This window comes from Kutzneria sp. CA-103260, assembly GCF_018263855.1.
Taxonomy (GTDB): Bacteria; Actinomycetota; Actinomycetes; order Mycobacteriales; family Pseudonocardiaceae; genus Kutzneria.
Window position 1 is genome coordinate 2,545,328 of sequence record NZ_CP073318.1, and the last position, 15,349, is coordinate 2,560,676.

Below are 15,349 nucleotides of genomic sequence, written 5' to 3' on the forward strand. Positions count from 1 at the left end.
TCGTGGTGACAAGTCCGCTCGGCGTCAGCTGGTCGGAGCACCACGCGGAAGCGCTGGGAATACCCGGACGTCGCGGACATGTCCGGGAGGTGCCGCACAACCGGCTCCCGTTCGTGCCAATCGCCCAACATCCCCATCTGCCGAGTTGGGGTTGCTCACGGTTCAGACAGGGGACAGCGAGGCGGATCCGAGCCGGGCGGCGACAGCCTGGATATCAGGGGCGCGGTGGGAAGGCTGGGTCACGTCCTCACCTCCGCCGCGGTGCGCTCGGTGACCTCGATGTGCCCGAACCGCGCCAGGGCGAGTGCGCTGGCCAACGCGATCACGAACCCGACGAAGGCCACCGGAGCCCAGCCAGGGCGTGCCTGATCGCCCAGCATCAACTCGCCGATCAACGCCGGGGGCACGGTCATACCGATCAACATCGTCGCTGTGGGTGCGATCACGTCACCGCGTTGCAGTGCCGCCGCGTAGCACCAGTTGGCGATCACACCCGCCGCGACAATGGCGTAGGCGGCCGGATCTGTCACGATCGTGGCCAGCCCGAACCCCGGGATCACCCGGATGGCGATACCTGTGGCACCAAAGCCAAGGCCGCTGATCAGCCCCAGCACGGCGCTTCGGGACCGGTCCGGCAGCTTGTCCGCGCACAGCGCGAGCAGGGGCAGCACCCCGGCGGCGGCCAACACTGCCCAATGGAAGACCATGCCCGGCTGGCCGCTGCCGGCCCCCAGCGAGGCCACCCCGAGCAGCGACAATCCCACACACACCAGCGCGACCGCGATCCATTCGACACGGCCCATCCGCAACCCGAACCACCACACCGCGACCACCGCGGTCACCGGAATCGCCGCGGACTGGGTCGCCTGGGCCACAAACAGCGGCAGCGAGCGCAACGCGCCCACCTGTGCGAGCAACCCGACCAGGGTGAGCGCGAGCCCGCCCAGATAGCGCCGCTGACCGAGCAACCGCCACAGGAACCGAGGATCAAACCCGCGTCCGCCGTCCGTGGTCGCCTGGACGGCAACAGCTTGCATCGCTGACGCGACACCGCAACACACGGCGGAGAACAGCGCGCCCGCGAGACCCCAGTACACCGCTGGATCATATCGGCGCGCCGGCAAGGCAGGCACCAGCCGTCGGCGGTGCGGGCCGCCGCACCCTCACCTGTCGGACCAACCGCCGCGCCAGGCCGGCGAACGCGGACACGGCCACGCGCACGACGTCCACCTCAGGTCAGCCGGCCGGCCCGCTGCCGAAACGAACTCGCCGTCGGAGATCGAACACGGCAGCAAATCGTGGACAGCAGAGCTTGTCGACTCATAGTCTGGCGCGCGCTGTCAACGTCGTGCCAATTTCACGCGTCGCCGACACGCGCACCTTCGACCTTGGTTGAACGCGCTGTCGTGCCGCGAACCGGGCGTTTTGCTCGGCCTTCGACACGCGTCCGAGAACAAGTGGCCGGCACAGCTGAGGCGTGCCGTCGGTAGGTGGTGGGAGCACCGGGGAGCAGTTGGATGCGCTCAACTGTCCTGAACGACATCCAACTGCTTTCAACGGACCCGCGGCAACCTGCAGGAGCCTTGTTTTCGCAGGTCAGAGCAATATGCGGAGCGTGGTTGGCACAGTGGGGCTCTTCCAACTCCGCTCAACGGACCTCAACAGCGCTGAACCGCTGCTCAACGGCTCTGAACGGGACGTGCCGCTCCTGCCGTGATGGGTGAGCTCTACTTACTTCGGGGAGCAGCGCGAGTGGTTGGCTCCGGCCCCTCGCGAAGGCACTCTTCTGCCGAGTTGGTGTGCTCGGCGGTGGATCGCCCGGCTGGCCCCGGGTTTGACCCGTGAAACCCGGCGGGCCCGATCCGTGCTCCACCTCGTGTCGGTACGACGGTGACGGTCAGATGCTGAACCCGCCGTCGACATTGACCGTCGCCCCTGTGGTGTACCGGCCGTCCGGACCGGCCAGGAACGCCACCGCCCCAGCGACATCAGCCGGATCCGCATAGTGTCCAAGTGCGGTGAAGCCTGCGATTCCCTCGGCGTTCGCGCCGTCAGCCGGATTGAGCTCGGTGTCGGTGGGACCTGGGTTGACCAAGTTCACCGTGATCGCCCTGGGCCCCAGTTCACGTCCCAGCGCCTTGGTCAGGCCGATGAGCGCGGTCTTGCTCGTCGAGTACAACGAGAATCCGGGGAACACCGAGCGTTCGGCCATGTTGCTGCCGATGGTGATGATCCGGCCGCCGCCCGACATGTGCTTCACCGCGGCCTGTGACGCCACGAACGGCGCCCGGACATTGACCGCGATGGTTTGCTCGAACTCCTGCAGCGTCAACTGTTCCAATGGCCCGAGCAGGAACGCGCCAGCATTGTTCACCAGGATGTCCAGCCGGCCGAAGGTGCCGGCGGACCGGTCCACCGCGTCGACCACTGCCACCGGATCCGCGCTGTCCGCCTGAAGAGCCATCGCCCGCCGCCCCATCGCAGTGATCTGCTCGACCACGTCCTCGGCGCGTTGTTGGTTGTGCTGGAAGGTCAACGCCACGTCGGCGCCGTCACGGGCCAGCCGCAGGGCAACCGCGGCCCCAATGCCGCGGCCGCCGCCGGTGACCAGTGCGACCTTCCCGTCAAGTGTTGTGCTCACGTCACACAGCCTGGCCGTCACCGGTCCGACTGTCTGGCGGTGATCGGACATCGCGTTCACGCCACCGCGGGGCCAGGTGTGCGCCTACGCACATGCACCGTCGCCAGCAAAGTGACCGTGTTCGGCTAAGTTTGACGACCCCAGAACGGTTGGGCTGCATGGGTGTAAAACGCGACGGCGCCGTGTGGCGTGGGCTGGCGGCTGGTTGTGTCTGGTTAGTGTCGCCTTCGTGGCCGTCCGTCCTCTGCAGGCAAGGATGCAGTGTGTTGAATGGGGAGGAACGTCAGGGCGACGGGACTGGAAGTCGTTGTCGGGGCGCTGATCACCTGGGTGATCCGGAAGGCCGGGCGGGTCGGCAAGCGCGCGGACGATGTAGTCGATCAGTCGTTGGATGCGGCTGTGGACCGCGTGCACGAGCTGGTCATGGCCAAGCTCGAGAGCGATCCCGCCGTGCGGCGACTGGAGACCGAGGCAACAGAGACCGGTGAGGTCACTGACCGGACCCGGGCACGGGTCCGGCTCGCGTTAGAGGATGCCTGTGGGGCTCGGTAAGTCATCGCTGCAGGCGACAGCCGAGGTACGCGGCACTTCGTAGGCAGCTGCGAACGCATCCTGAGCTGCAGCGACGAGTTTTCGAGCCCTACAGGGTTGAGCGCGTCCTCACGTTCCACTGCCGCGAGCGATTCGCTTGCTTCGACAGCCTCGACTCCGCGTGCTCACGATCGCCCTTCACCATTCGATCGGGACCATATAGTCCAGATGTCATACATTTAACACAACGATCATTGCCTATAGTGGACCTTGTGGACCGTTTTGGCCAGGACGGCGGCGGCCGCGCCGGCGAGCTTCCGACAGCGGAGACCGTCGAAGCCAGGCTCGGTAGGCTGCTCGCGATTCAGGAACAGGTGTTGAACAACCTGCACTCGCTACGGGACCTCGCCCACTGGCGGGATGAGGTGGTTCGCCTGGAGCAGAGGCGCGACGACGGGATCTGTCCGCTGGGCGACCTGGCTGAGCTGCTCGCCGATGGCGACGAAGCTGGACGGTCGGCGGTTCGTGCGTGCTTCACGGCATGGGAGTCGTTGCTGGCGGTCGGAATCATCCGGGTTCGGGACAACGGCGAACTCGCCGCGGATGCCGATCCTGACAGGCTCGCGGCCGGCCTGATGGCCGCGCTACAGGGTGGTCTGCTTCTCGCCCGCACTACCCGCGACGTGCGGCGGTTGGAGGTGGCCCTGGACATCGCCCTCGGCTACGTCCGCGCGCACACCGTCACTCCGTGAGGAACGATTTCACGTGGTCAAGCGCCATATCGAGGGCGATCTCCATGGGCTTGATGGCATGCGCGGTCTCGGCGAGGAGGTACCCGCCCTGCAAGGCCGCCATCAGACCCGTGGCGAGCTTCTCCGGGTCGGCGTCGGGCCTGAGCACCCCGCTCTCCCGCATCCGCTGCAGGCCGGCGGCGAGCAGCCCTTCCCATTCCGCGAACGACGCGGCGAGCGTGGCGCGGGCCTGGTCGTCCTGGTCGGCGAGCTCGCTGGCCATCGAGCCGAGCGCGCAGCCGTAGGCGCCGTTCTGCAACGCGTTTCGCTGCACCAGCGCGTCGCGCCAGCGGACCAGACCGCGGAACGACTTCAAGCGCTGAAGGTAGCCGCGTTCCCGCTCGAGGACCTGCGCGGCCCGCTCGGCGACGGCGGCGCGGACCAGTTCCTCCTTGTCCGGGAAGTGGTTGTAGAGCTGGGACTTGCTGGTGTTGCTCGCGGCACGGACATCGTCAAGCGTGGTCGCGTTCACGCCCTTCACGTACATCAGCTCGAGTGCGGCCGCGACGATGCGCGCGCGGGTGGCGGCCCCACGGGGCGTCAGCCTCCGCCCCGGCTGTGCGTTCTCCGGCCTGCTCACAAGCCTTAGGGTACCCTATTTGATCACCGTCGTCGCTGTCCGTGTGGACTACACGGTCCTGCTCGGCTCCTGGTTGAGACGGTGCGTCGGACGCGCTGGTCCGCGCTCTTCGGCGCCCGCGCCCGCCCGAGTGGTTCCCGTTCCCGGCGGCCAAGTGGACTCAGATTCCGAGCCGGACGCGGGTTAGCGTCGGAGTCATGTTGGCCATGGCCGAGTCGGCACGGAACGTGCCGCGGCCGTTCCAGGGTGTCGATCAAGCGTCCACAAGGGAGATCTGATGGTTGTGCAGGCCAAGGGCCAACGGGGGAAGGGGGGACGTTCGGGGGAGCTGTCCTTGAAGGCCGTCGCCCGGCGGGAGCCTGTGTGGTCGGTCGCCACGGTGCTCGCGCGCCTCGCGTTGGCCGCCGGGTTCCTCTCGGCCGTCGCCGATCGGTTCGGCTGGTGGGGTCCGCCGCACACCGGGTCGGTCGGGTGGGGCGATTTCGCCGCGTACACCGCCTACACGCACACCCTCTCGCCTTACCTGCCCGACGGGCTCCAAGACGCCGCCGCGTGGGCCGCGACCACCGCGGAATCGGTGCTGGGCCTGACGTTGCTGGCCGGTGTCCTCGTGCGCTGGTCCGCATGGGCCGCCGCGGCGCTGCTGCTGGGGTTCGCGCTGTCGATGGGGCTGTTCCTGGACTGGGAAGCGCCGCTGAGCAACTCCGTCTTCGCCGCCGCGGCCGCCGCCCTGCTGCTGGCCCTCGCGCCCGTGGACACGTTCGCCCTCAGCGTCGACCGACTTTTCACAGACCGCTAGTGGAGACACTCATGGTTCCATCGCAGATCGTCGGCCGTCTTCTGGCCATTGCCGCGCTGGCCGGCGCAACAGCCTGCGGCTCCGCTAACGAGAGCATGCCCGTGGCGGCCTCGGCGACGAGCACGCCCACAGCGTCGCCGCCCCAGGTGAATATCCTGCTCCAGCAGGCCCTTCCGAACGCTGAGGGCAAGACGTTCACGTCGCAGATCGTGGACTTCCCGCCAGGCGCAGCCGCGCCGCCGCATCGGCACGGTCAGGCTTTCGTGTACGCCTACGTACTGCAAGGCGTTGTGCGAAGCCAGGTCGATGACCAGCCCGTGACCACGTACCACCAGGGCGAGAACTGGTTCGAGCAGCCAGGCGCCCACCACGTCGTCGCCGCGAATCCCAGCACGACCGAACGGGCCAAGCTGCTGGTCGTCTACGTCTCCGACACCGGAGACCCGCTCCAAGCCAACGATCCCCACTCGTAAATCCTGATGACGACGGCACAGTTGCGGTCCGTATCGTTCTGCGATGTGACTGAGCAAGCGGGGCGCGGTAGTCGGACGTCAGGCCTGGACCTGCACGTGGGCCACCTCGGCCGCAACGTCCGCGCCGGGCTTATGGACGCGTTCCGCGAGGCGATCCGCACCGGCCGGCTGGCGCCCGGGACGCGGCTGCCCTCCAGCCGCGTGCTGGCCACCGACCTCGGGCTGGGCCGCAACACCGTCGTGCGCGTCTACTCCGAGCTGATCAGCGAGGGATGGCTCACCGGGCTGCACGGATCCGGCACTCAAGTGTCGCAGCGTGCGGCGGAACTCGTGGGAGAACGGCCGCGGCCGCGGACACCCGGGACACGCCCGGAGCCGGTGCACGATCTCCGGGCCGGCCGGCCGGATCTGTCGTCCTTCCCGCGGGACGAGTGGATTCGGGCGGTCAAGCGGACAGTCAGCACCGCGCCGTTCGACGCCTTCGGGTACACCGATCCGCGCGGCCGAAGTGAACTGCGTGACGCCCTCGCCCGCTATCTCGCGCGCGCCCGGGGACTGCGTGCCCGGGCCGACAACGTCATCGTGTGCAGCGGGGCCGCGGAAGGCTTGCGGCTTGTGGCCGCCGCGCTCGCGACGGCAGGAGTCATGACCGTGGCGGTCGAGGAGTTCGGCCTGCAGACCCAGCGTCAGGCATTGGTGAAAGCCGGGATCGACGCCGTCCCGATCCCGGTCGACGCCGAGGGTGTGGACCTGTCAAGGCTCGACCGAGCGCCGTGCCCGGGCGCGGTGTTGCTCACGCCTTCGCACCAGTTCCCGTTGGGTGTGGCGCTGCGCCCTGACCGGCGGGCAGGGATCGTGGACTGGGCCCGCCGGCGGGGCACGCTGATCGTCGAAGACGACTACGACGGCGAGTTCCGCTACGACCGGTCTCCCGTGGGCGCGCTGCAGGGGCTGGATCACGACCACGTGATCTACCTGGGTACCGCGAGCAAGTCCCTGGCGCCGGGACTGCGCCTGGGCTGGCTCGTCCTTCCCGACCACCTGGTCGGTGCGATCGCCGCGGAGAAAGGGGACACCGAGGAGACCGTCGGGTTCGTCAACCAGTTGGCGATGACCGACTTCATCGAGTCGGGAGCCTACGACCGGCACATCCGCGCGATGCGCTCGCAGTACAGCCGACGACGTCGGCAGCTGGTCGAGACGATCAGCCAGCACTCGCCCACCGCGCGCGTGGTCGGGATGTCCGCCGGGCTGCATGTCGTTCTCGAACAGTCCGGTCGAACCGGCGCGGAACTGGTGCGCCGAGCTGCCCGTGAACAGCTGACGATCGAACCCCTCGACATCTTTCGGCACCCTGGGTCCACATCGGACCGTGACGGTGTGGTCATCGGATTCGCCGCGCCTTCCCCCAGCTCCTGGTCGGGTGCGTTGGACGCGCTGGTCCGCACTCTTCGGTGACCGAGTGGTTCCCGTTCGCGGGCGCCAAGTGGACCCAGATGCCGGGCCGCAACCGGGTTAGGGTCAACCAACTGGACTATCGCGTCCAGGCAAGTCTGGCTTGAGCTGTCCAATCAGGACACCAACCACTGTGGAGTGATCACCATGTCGGCACGTACGGCCCTGATCACCGGCGGTACCAGCGGGATCGGGAAGGCGACCGCCGAGATTCTGCACAACCGTGGTTACCGCGTCGCTGTCACCGGACAACGTCCGGAGAGCGTCGCTCGGGCGCGGGAGGAGCTTCCCGACGACGTCCTGGTCCTGCGGGCCGACGCGCGCTCGCTCGCTGACACCGACACGGTCGTGTCCGAAGTCGGAGCACGATTCGGGAGTCTGACGACGCTGTTCCTGAACGCCGGCGTCAGCCGTCCGATGACGCTGGACACCGGCGACGAGGCCGGTTACGACGAGGTGTTCGCCGTCAACACCAAAGGGGTGTTCTTCACGCTGGTCAAGGCGCTGCCGCTGCTGTCGGACGGCGCTTCGGTCATTGTCACCGTGGGTATCGGAGCGACGCGTAGCCTGACCGGCAACAGCGTCACGGCCGGGTCACACGCCGCGATGCTGGGCATGATCCCAACACTTGCCCTCGAGCTCGCACCACGCGGCATCCGAGTCAACGCGGTCAGTCCGGGGTTCACCGACACCCCCATGACGCGGACCTCGCTCCGCGCGCAGTCCGATGACGTCGCGGCGACGATGGCGGCCATGGCGGAGAAGAACCCGCTCGGCCGCCTTGCTGTGCCTGAGGACATCGCCGGGACCGTCGCGTTCCTGGCTTCGGATGACGCCGCGTACATCACCGGACAGGAGCTCGTGGTGTCCGGGGGCGCCGGGATGACCCTCTGACCACACTATCGGCGATCGACGGACACATGGCTGTTGGACGCACTGGTCCGCGCTCTTCGGTGAACGAGTGGTTCCCGTTCCCAGACGCCAAGTGGACCCAGATTCCGAGCCGGACCCGGGCTAGCGTCGGAGTCATGTTGGCTGCCGGAAAGACCAAGGTCACCGACCTGCTCCGCGTCATCCCACCGCCCATCCCCGAGGGTGCGCGTGCCGTGACCCAGCTCGTCGAGCTGCCGCCGGCTGACGAGGGTCTGCGGCCCCATCGCCGCAGCGGGCCCGTGTTCGGCTATGTCCTTGAGGGCAGGATCTTGTTCGAGGTCGAGGGCGAGGCTCCGCGCGAGATCTCGGCCGGCCAGGCGTTCTGGGGGCGCGGGGATGTGGTGCACTACCAGGTCGCGAACCTGGAGTCGGCGGTCTGGAGCCGGTTCCTCGCCGTGTGCCTGTGCGCCCCGGGCGTGGACATGATCACCATGGTGGAGTCCGACGAGGTCGTGGCGCGCGAGTTAACGAACTGGACTTTCACGTCCAGTCAAGTCTGACGTGACATCGATCGGCAGCCTCCGTCGTCTCGCGGCGGTTTGGCCCAGCAAAGCGTCTGATGGTCCTGACATTACGTCCTCGTTTGGTCGGGGTGCGCACCTGCGCGCGGTGTCGGGATGGACTATATAGTCCGCTTAGAGTTTGGCGGCGAGGATGGATACAGGGAGGCGTCGGATGAAGGCGATCGTGGTGACGAACGAGGCCGCGGGAACGGCCGGGATGACGCTGGTCGAGCAGCCCCAGCCCGAGGCGGCGGGCAACGATGTGCTGGTTGAGGTTCGTGCGTCGGGATTCACCCCGGGTGAACTGACCTGGCCCGGGACCTGGACCGATCGCCTCGGGCGGGACCGGACGCCGTCGATTCCCGGGCACGAGCTGGCCGGAGTGGTCAGCGCTCTCGGCTATGGCACGGCGGGGCTGTCGGTGGGTCAGCGGGTGTTCGGTCTCACGGACTGGACTCGCGACGGCACCTTGGCCGAGTATGTCGCTGTCGAGGCGCGCAGTCTCGCGCCGTTGCCGGGCGATGTCGACTTCACGGTGGGCGCGAGTCTGCCGATTTCGGGTCTGACCGCGTGGCAGGGGTTGTTCGTGCACGGCCGTGTCCGGATGGGGCAGAGTGTCCTCGTGCACGGTGCGGCCGGTGGAGTCGGTTCGGTGGTGACGCAGCTTGCCCGTGAGGCCGGCGCGTATGTCATCGGCACTGGACATGCCGCCGATCGGGCGGCCGCGCTCGACTTCGGCGCGCAGGAGTTCGTCGACCTCGATAACGATGCCCTGGAAGACGTCGGGGGAGTCGACCTTGTGTTTGACGTTCTCGGCGGGGAGGTTCAGAAGCGGTCCGTTGGCCTGATCCGGGCCGGCGGGACGCTGGTGACCATCGCTGGCCCGGCCGAGGTGCGACCCGCCGATGGCTTGGCGATCGACTTCGTCGTCGAGGCCGATCGCGCCCAACTGGGTGAGATCGTCCGACGGGTGCGGGATGGACGGCTGCGGACGAACATCGGCACCGTGGCGGCCCTCGACGACGCGGTCGCCGCCTTCAACCCGACCGAGCGGGTCCAGGGGAAGACCATCATTCGCGTTCGCCCGTAAGGAACCCCGGACTAACACGAGAGGTAGTCACATGAAGGCGATCGTGGTGACCGACCGGGCCGCGGGAACGGCTGGGATGACGCTGGCGGAGCGGCCCGATCCGGACGCGGCTTGGCTGGCCAGCCTGGAGGGCGCGAGCTACGGCGACGTCATCGTCGAGGTGCACGCGTCGGGGTTCACCGGGGATGAGCTGGAGTGGCCCTCGACCTGGATCGACCGGCTCGGCCATGACCGGCGGCCGTCGATTCCCGGGCACGAGGTGGCCGGGGTGGTGACCGCTCTTGGTTACGGCACAACCGGTTTGTCGGTGGGCCAACGGGTGTTCGGCCTTACGGACTGGACCCGCGACGGCACCTTGGCCGAGTACACGGTCGTTGAGGCGCGCAACCTTGCGCCGCTGCCGGGCGACGTGGACTTCACGGTGGGCGCGGGCGTCGCGATGACCGGCCTGACCGCGTGGCAGGGCCTGTTCGACCACGGCTGCCTCCGGCCGGGGCAGACCGTGCTCGTGCACGGCGCGGCGGGCGCTGTCGGATCGATGGCCGTTCAGCTCGCGCGTGAGGCCGGCGCCCACGTCATCGGCACCGGACGCGCGGCCAGCCGGCAGACCGCGCTCGACTTCGGCGCGCAGGACTTCCTCGACCTCGAAAACGACTCCCTGGAAGACGTCGGGGGAGTCGATCTCGTGTTCGACGTCCTCGGTGGGGATGTGCAGAAGCGGTCCGTGGGCCTGGTTCGGGCCGGCGGCACGCTGGTGACCGTCACCGGCCCGGCCGAGGCTCGGCCCTCCGAGGGCCGGACCGTCGACTTCGTCGTCGTGTCCGACCGCGCCCAACTCGGCGAGATCGCCCAGCGGGTGCGCGACGGGCGAGTCCGGACCAACATCGGCACCATCGCGGCCCTCGACGATGCGGTCGCCGCCTTCAACCCGACCGAGCGGGTCAAGGGAAAGACGATCATCCGCGTTCGTCCGTAAGGACTCGGAGACGCGATCGCCGGGCGGCGGGCTGCCCTGTACCGTGCCAAAAGTCGACGCGTGGGCGGTGACCAGATATCGGCCGGTCAGGTCAGGCGGCTCGCCGGTACTCGTTGATCACGCCGCCGACGACCTTGCGGCGTGTGATCGGAGCGTCCAGCGGGATTGCGCTCGCGGGATCATGCTTCGGTTGCCGCTGACCGATGCCCTGATGTGGCCGGTGGTCATTGAAGTGCTGGACGTACTCTCCCAGCACGGTGGCGGCGTTTCGCTCGTTGTAGATCATCATCCGGTCGGTGCACTCCTCCCGGACGCTGCGTACGAACCTCTCGGCGTAGCAGTCCGCTCGAGGTGTCCGAGGTGGAATCTTCACGATCTCGAGCCCTTCGTCGGTGAACACGGCGTCGAACCGGAAGTGAACTTCGTGTCTCTGTCTCGGATAAGAAACCGGAACGAGGTGAGCCGTTCTGTGAGGTCCATTGCCAGGGGCCGTGCCTGTTGGACGACCCAGGAGGCGGTCGAGTGTGCGGTGACACCAAGGATGTGCACTCTGCGCGTGCGCACTTCTATCACGAACAGCACGTCGAGCCGGCGCACGCTGATGGTGTCGAGGTGGAAGAAGTCGACCGCGAACAGGCCCCGTGCTGAGTTACGGAGGAACGTTCGCCACGTTGTGGCTCCGCCTCGTGGCGCCGGTCCCAGACGGCCCCAGTCCAGGATCCGGCGGATCGTGCTGGCACCGGCCTGATGACCCAACCGGGCGAGTTCGCCCTGGATGCGGCGGTGTCCCCATCGAGGATTCTGCTGTGCAACGAGCAGAATCAGGGAACGGATCTCCTCAGTGATCGGTGGGCGCCCTGTCCGGTGTGGATAGGTCCACTTCTTGCGGACCAGACGCCGGTGCCAGGCCAACAACGTGGCTGGCGTGAAGATCCGACGTCCTCTCAGTGAGCGTGGCAGCATCCCGGCGAGGGCAGGCAGGACCGCCCGGTCCGGCCAGGTGGGACGCGGCCTGTTGGCCTGGCGGCGCAGTACCGCGACCTCGTGGCGCAGCGCCAACACCTCGGTGATCAACGCGGTCCTGTTGCTCGAGAGCAATGTCAGCCATTCGAACATCCGAACAGTGATCAGGTACAGGAGACGGAACGCTACGGATGGTGATCATGCCCGGGCTCGGCTGCGAACGGAAACTCCAGGTCAGGGCATCAGTGCTGAGTTCTGGCACGGTGCAGGGCACTGCGGCGGGTGATCAGGGAGGGCAGCCGGTGGCGGCTGGTGACCATGACGGTGCACGTGGTGCCGCCGGGCGACCAGGATCGTCCACTGTGTACTCGACCACCCGCACCGCCGACGGATTCTTCCTCCGGCAGTGGTCGTCGGTGGCCACGATCTGCTAGGCGGTGCCGCCGAAACACGTGCTCTGGACGTCGGGCTGACGTCCAGAGCACGATGATCAGCAGTGGTCGCAGATATTCCTTGACCAGGCCCAGGTCACGCCGCGGCGGCTTGCACCGCAAGGCGACCGGCGGCGACCGCGTGCCGCATGGCGTCGGCCATCCGGGCGCTGTCCGGTGCGATAGCGACGGCCGTGTTCACCAACACCGCCGCAGCGCCCAGGCGCATCGCGAACGTGACGTGCTCCGGTGTGCCTAGCCCACCCTCCACCACGACTGGCACGTCCAGAGCCTCAATCACTCGGCGGACGGCTGTTTCGTCCACGATTCCCCGCGCGCTCGCCACCGGCGACGCCATCACGCGGATCGCCGAGCAACCGAGCTCCGCCAGCTGCCCGGTCACGTCCACATCCGCTGTGACAAAGGGCAGTACGGCGAAGCCTTCGGCCAGCAACTGCTCGGCGGCGCGAATGGTCTGTGCGCCGTCGGGCATGTTGTCGGGATCGCGGACGTCGAGTTTGATCACGTCGATACCGAAGGACTGTCGCAGTTTCCTTGCGGTGTCGACGGCTTCCTCGCAGGACCGTGCGAACGACGTTGTGCCGATCCAGGCGAATGACGAGAGGTCCATGCTGTTGTCCAGGTCGGACAACAGCAAGCTGGTCCCGGTGTTGCTCTGGTCGAACGTGGTGATGAAAACGTCGCAGGCGCCTGCGGTGAGTACGGCGCCCACAAGTTCCGGTGAGGTGTACTGCTCGATGCCGAGGATCAGCCTGGACCGGAACTCATGGCCGCCGGCCACCAGCCACGGCTGTTCCTGCGTCGATTCGGTCTGCTGCTGTCCGTCTCGCATCTGATCCGCGAACACGATACCCCAATCGTGATTGTCGTTGCCCGGCAACATATCCACGCGAGTCGTGAGGCTTGAGGCGGCCACTCACGGTCGGTCAGCGTACGGACGGGGAGGGTGAACTTCGAGACCTAGGGCCAAAAAGGCAGTCCGGTAGGGACAAGTCTGTGGTCAAGACTGCCCTGGCCGCCCACCATGCTGCTAGGGTCCCGCAGCATGGGGAAGCGTTCGTTCTCACGAGCCGTGTCGACGTGCCACCGGTGACCGGCATCGTCGCCCGGGGCGTGTTGTTCGACATGGACGGTGTGTTGATCAGCACCGATGGCGCGATCCGGGCGCTGTGGACCGAAATCGGCCGGCCGCTGGGGATCCGCATCTCGGATCGGGACTTCTATCAGCACATTCTCGGCTGCGCCCCGGAGCGCACCGTGTCGACGCTGTTCGGCGAGCTGTCGGAGTCCGTGCGGGCCGACGTGATGGCGACCGTGCGCACGCGGGAACCGCAGCTGGGCTACGAGCAGATCCCTGGCGCGGTCGAGCTCGTCATGGCGCTGTCGGCCGCTGGTGCGGCAATCGCCCTGGTGACTGGCGCTTCCGCAGTCCGTGCCGGTGCGGTGCTCGATGCCATGGGCATCCGCGACGCCTTCGACGCGCTGGTCACCTGGGGAGATGTCAGGGTCGGAAAGCCCGCGCCCGACTGCTATCTGCTCGCTGCGCGGCGCCTCGGGCTCGCGCCGGAGCGCTGTGTGGCGGTCGAGGACGCCACGATCGGTGTCCGGTCCGCCGTGAATGCCGGCATGCCGTGCATCGGCGTCGGTGCCGACAAGGGACTTTTCGACGCCGGCGCGGAGTTCGTCGTCGACACTCTGTCCGCCGTGCGGTGCCAGCGGCGTCCGTCGGGAGTGGAACTGGTCGCACGGTGAGCAGGGCCGCCACGCTCGTCGCGGTCGCCGGCGGAGCCATCGGCGTCATCTTCGGTTACGACATCGGCAGTGTGTCCGGCGTCATTCCCGGTATCCAGCACGACTTCCGAGCCGACGACCTGTTGGCCTCAACGGTGAACACAGTGGTGGTGCTGGGACAGGTCGTCGGCGCGGTGCTCGCCGGCAAGCTGAGCGACGCGCTGGGCCGACGGCGCACGGTGACCGCGGTCTCGGTGGGCTACACGCTGCTCGCCGTCGCGCAGGCGGTGGCGCCGACGATAGTGGCGTTGGACGTGGTCCGCGCGCTGCTAGGGGTCACGGTCGGCGTCTCGATGGTGGCCGCGCCGCTGTTCGTGGCCGAGACCGCCCAGGCCCGGCAACGGGGCCGTCTGGTCGCGCTGTACCAGGTAGCGGTCGTCGGGGGCCTGTTTCTGGCCTATCTGACGGACTACTTCCTCGCCGTCGGCGACAACTGGCGGCTGATGCTCGGACTGCCCGCGGTGCCGGCGTTCGCCGTGCTGTGCGTTGTGCTGGCACTGCCGGAAAGTCCGCGCTGGCTGGTGCTCATGGGGCGAACCGATGAGGCCCGACAGGTGCTCGCAGACATCGAGCCAGGCGTCGACGCGGCCTCGACAATCACGGCCATCACCGCCGACGCCGCGCGTGAGCGAGGTGGACGCCTGCGTCACCTGTTCCTGCCGTCCCAGCGGCGAGCGACGGTCTTCATCGTCTGCCTCGGCGTCTTCGCGCAGATCACCGGCATCAACGCGATCACGTACTACAGTCCGGCGATCTTCACGCACCTCGGCTTCAGCTCGGCGGATGCGTCGTTCGGATTGGCCACAGCGAACCAGTTCTGCGCGGTGCTCGCGACCGTCGCCGGCCTGGCGGTCATCGACCGACTGGGCCGCCGCGTCACCTTGCTCACCGGCCTGGCACTGATGGCCGTGGCGGCGACAGGTCTGGCCGTGGCAACCGGTGTCGCCTCGTCGTCGGCATGGTTCGGATTCGCGATGGTCGTCTTGTTCACTGGCGCGTTCAACGGCGGATTCGGCTCCGTCATCTGGGTGTATCCGTCAGAGGTGTTCTCGGTCCGACTGCGTGCGCTGGGCGCGTCGGTGATGCTGGCGAGCGCGCTGATCGCGAACTCCGTGGTGGCGGAACTCTTTCTGTGGGCCGTTTCCCGACTCGGCGGGAGCTTCGTGTTCGGCTTCTTCGCCGCCACCACCGTGCTCGCGATCATCTTTATCGTGTGGCTGGCGCCGGAGACGAGTGGACGGGCGCTGGAAGAGGCCGGCCTTGCCGAGCAACCCAAGTGCTGAATCGCCCTTGCTCCATGTCTGGGGTATCAAAGTTCTCGGACAGCGACTCCTGATCCGAGAACTTTGATACACCCGAGGGCGTTCTATA

General features: G+C 67.7%; 17 protein-coding genes. 11 read left to right on the top strand and 6 right to left on the bottom strand.

The window, feature by feature from the left end; all coding sequences use genetic code 11:
* Positions 1-239 precede the first annotated feature (239 nt).
* Positions 240-1,097, bottom strand: a complete 858-nt coding sequence (locus tag JJ691_RS11060; protein ID WP_249227828.1) for a hypothetical protein — start codon at positions 1,095-1,097, stop codon at positions 240-242.
* 800 nt (positions 1,098-1,897) lie between these two features.
* Positions 1,898-2,692, bottom strand: a complete 795-nt coding sequence (locus JJ691_RS11065) for an SDR family NAD(P)-dependent oxidoreductase (RefSeq protein ID WP_211768691.1) — start codon at positions 2,690-2,692, stop codon at positions 1,898-1,900.
* 219 nt (positions 2,693-2,911) lie between these two features.
* Between JJ691_RS11065 and JJ691_RS11070 the strand changes: the two genes are divergently transcribed.
* Positions 2,912-3,193 (top strand): hypothetical protein, encoded by a 282-nt coding sequence (locus JJ691_RS11070; RefSeq protein ID WP_211768692.1) that lies wholly within the window; start codon positions 2,912-2,914, stop codon positions 3,191-3,193.
* 251 nt (positions 3,194-3,444) lie between these two features.
* Complete coding sequence (locus JJ691_RS11075; protein ID WP_211768693.1) at positions 3,445-3,924, top strand: TetR family transcriptional regulator C-terminal domain-containing protein; 480 nt, start codon at positions 3,445-3,447, stop codon at positions 3,922-3,924.
* Here the strand turns inward: JJ691_RS11075 and JJ691_RS11080 are convergent.
* A complete protein-coding gene (locus JJ691_RS11080) occupies positions 3,914-4,543 on the bottom strand; it encodes a TetR/AcrR family transcriptional regulator (RefSeq protein ID WP_211768694.1) in 630 nt (209 codons plus the stop codon). The two genes, JJ691_RS11075 and JJ691_RS11080, sit on opposite strands and share 11 nt — an antisense overlap.
* 334 nt (positions 4,544-4,877) lie before the next feature.
* Between JJ691_RS11080 and JJ691_RS11085 the strand changes: the two genes are divergently transcribed.
* The 7 genes from JJ691_RS11085 to JJ691_RS11115 all read left to right on the top strand — a co-directional run bounded on the left by JJ691_RS11085 (position 4,878) and on the right by JJ691_RS11115 (position 10,772).
* Positions 4,878-5,342, top strand: a complete 465-nt coding sequence (locus tag JJ691_RS11085) for a DoxX family membrane protein (RefSeq protein ID WP_211768695.1) — start codon at positions 4,878-4,880, stop codon at positions 5,340-5,342.
* 11 nt (positions 5,343-5,353) lie between these two features.
* Positions 5,354-5,815: a cupin domain-containing protein gene (locus JJ691_RS11090; protein WP_211768696.1), complete on the top strand. Its 462-nt coding sequence runs from the start codon at positions 5,354-5,356 to the stop codon at positions 5,813-5,815.
* Positions 5,816-5,860: 45 nt separating this feature from the next.
* Positions 5,861-7,273, top strand: coding sequence for a MocR-like pyridoxine biosynthesis transcription factor PdxR (gene pdxR, locus JJ691_RS11095; protein ID WP_249227830.1), 1,413 nt, complete (start codon positions 5,861-5,863; stop codon positions 7,271-7,273).
* Between the two features lie 144 nt (positions 7,274-7,417).
* Positions 7,418-8,164: an SDR family oxidoreductase gene (locus JJ691_RS11100; RefSeq protein ID WP_211771399.1), complete on the top strand. Its 747-nt coding sequence runs from the start codon at positions 7,418-7,420 to the stop codon at positions 8,162-8,164.
* Between the two features lie 134 nt (positions 8,165-8,298).
* Positions 8,299-8,703 carry a cupin domain-containing protein gene (locus JJ691_RS11105; RefSeq protein ID WP_211768698.1) on the top strand — a complete coding sequence of 135 codons (405 nt, stop codon included), beginning with the start codon at positions 8,299-8,301 and terminating at the stop codon, positions 8,701-8,703.
* A 175-nt stretch (positions 8,704-8,878) separates the two neighbouring features.
* Positions 8,879-9,796, top strand: coding sequence for an NADP-dependent oxidoreductase (locus JJ691_RS11110; protein WP_211768699.1), 918 nt, complete (start codon positions 8,879-8,881; stop codon positions 9,794-9,796).
* Between the two features lie 31 nt (positions 9,797-9,827).
* Complete coding sequence (locus JJ691_RS11115) at positions 9,828-10,772, top strand: NADP-dependent oxidoreductase (protein ID WP_211768700.1); 945 nt, start codon at positions 9,828-9,830, stop codon at positions 10,770-10,772.
* A 91-nt stretch (positions 10,773-10,863) separates the two neighbouring features.
* Here the strand turns inward: JJ691_RS11115 and JJ691_RS52190 are convergent, their stop codons facing one another.
* From JJ691_RS52190 to JJ691_RS11125, 3 genes are all read right to left on the bottom strand, one after another.
* Positions 10,864-11,172 (bottom strand): integrase core domain-containing protein, encoded by a 309-nt coding sequence (locus JJ691_RS52190; protein ID WP_306291362.1) that lies wholly within the window; start codon positions 11,170-11,172, stop codon positions 10,864-10,866.
* Complete coding sequence (locus tag JJ691_RS11120; protein WP_249227831.1) at positions 11,142-11,888, bottom strand: hypothetical protein; 747 nt, start codon at positions 11,886-11,888, stop codon at positions 11,142-11,144. Before JJ691_RS11120 ends, JJ691_RS52190 begins: the two co-directional genes overlap by 31 nt.
* 375 nt (positions 11,889-12,263) lie before the next feature.
* A complete protein-coding gene (locus tag JJ691_RS11125; RefSeq protein WP_249228215.1) occupies positions 12,264-13,070 on the bottom strand; it encodes a HisA/HisF-related TIM barrel protein in 807 nt (268 codons plus the stop codon).
* 206 nt (positions 13,071-13,276) lie between these two features.
* On the opposite strand from JJ691_RS11125, the gene JJ691_RS11130 reads away from it, so the two are divergent.
* Both JJ691_RS11130 and JJ691_RS11135 read left to right on the top strand, forming a co-directional pair.
* On the top strand, positions 13,277-13,939 hold the full coding sequence (locus JJ691_RS11130; RefSeq protein WP_211768702.1) for an HAD family hydrolase: 663 nt from the start codon (positions 13,277-13,279) through the stop codon (positions 13,937-13,939).
* Positions 13,936-15,261 (top strand): sugar porter family MFS transporter, encoded by a 1,326-nt coding sequence (locus JJ691_RS11135; RefSeq protein ID WP_211768703.1) that lies wholly within the window; start codon positions 13,936-13,938, stop codon positions 15,259-15,261. Before JJ691_RS11130 ends, JJ691_RS11135 begins: the two co-directional genes overlap by 4 nt.
* Positions 15,262-15,349 lie beyond the last annotated feature (88 nt).

Coding starts and splice junctions, on each gene's coding strand:
- JJ691_RS11110 (WP_211768699.1), top strand. CDS start 8,879: ATGAAGGCGATCGTGGTGACGAACGAGGCCGCGGGAACGGCCGGGATG.
- JJ691_RS11090 (WP_211768696.1), top strand. CDS start 5,354: ATGGTTCCATCGCAGATCGTCGGCCGTCTTCTGGCCATTGCCGCGCTG.
- JJ691_RS11120 (WP_249227831.1), bottom strand. CDS start 11,888: ATGTTCGAATGGCTGACATTGCTCTCGAGCAACAGGACCGCGTTGATC.
- JJ691_RS11100 (WP_211771399.1), top strand. CDS start 7,418: ATGTCGGCACGTACGGCCCTGATCACCGGCGGTACCAGCGGGATCGGG.
- JJ691_RS11070 (WP_211768692.1), top strand. CDS start 2,912: ATGGGGAGGAACGTCAGGGCGACGGGACTGGAAGTCGTTGTCGGGGCG.
- JJ691_RS11065 (WP_211768691.1), bottom strand. CDS start 2,692: ATGTCCGATCACCGCCAGACAGTCGGACCGGTGACGGCCAGGCTGTGT.
- JJ691_RS11115 (WP_211768700.1), top strand. CDS start 9,828: ATGAAGGCGATCGTGGTGACCGACCGGGCCGCGGGAACGGCTGGGATG.
- JJ691_RS11125 (WP_249228215.1), bottom strand. CDS start 13,070: ATGTTGCCGGGCAACGACAATCACGATTGGGGTATCGTGTTCGCGGAT.
- JJ691_RS11105 (WP_211768698.1), top strand. CDS start 8,299: ATGTTGGCTGCCGGAAAGACCAAGGTCACCGACCTGCTCCGCGTCATC.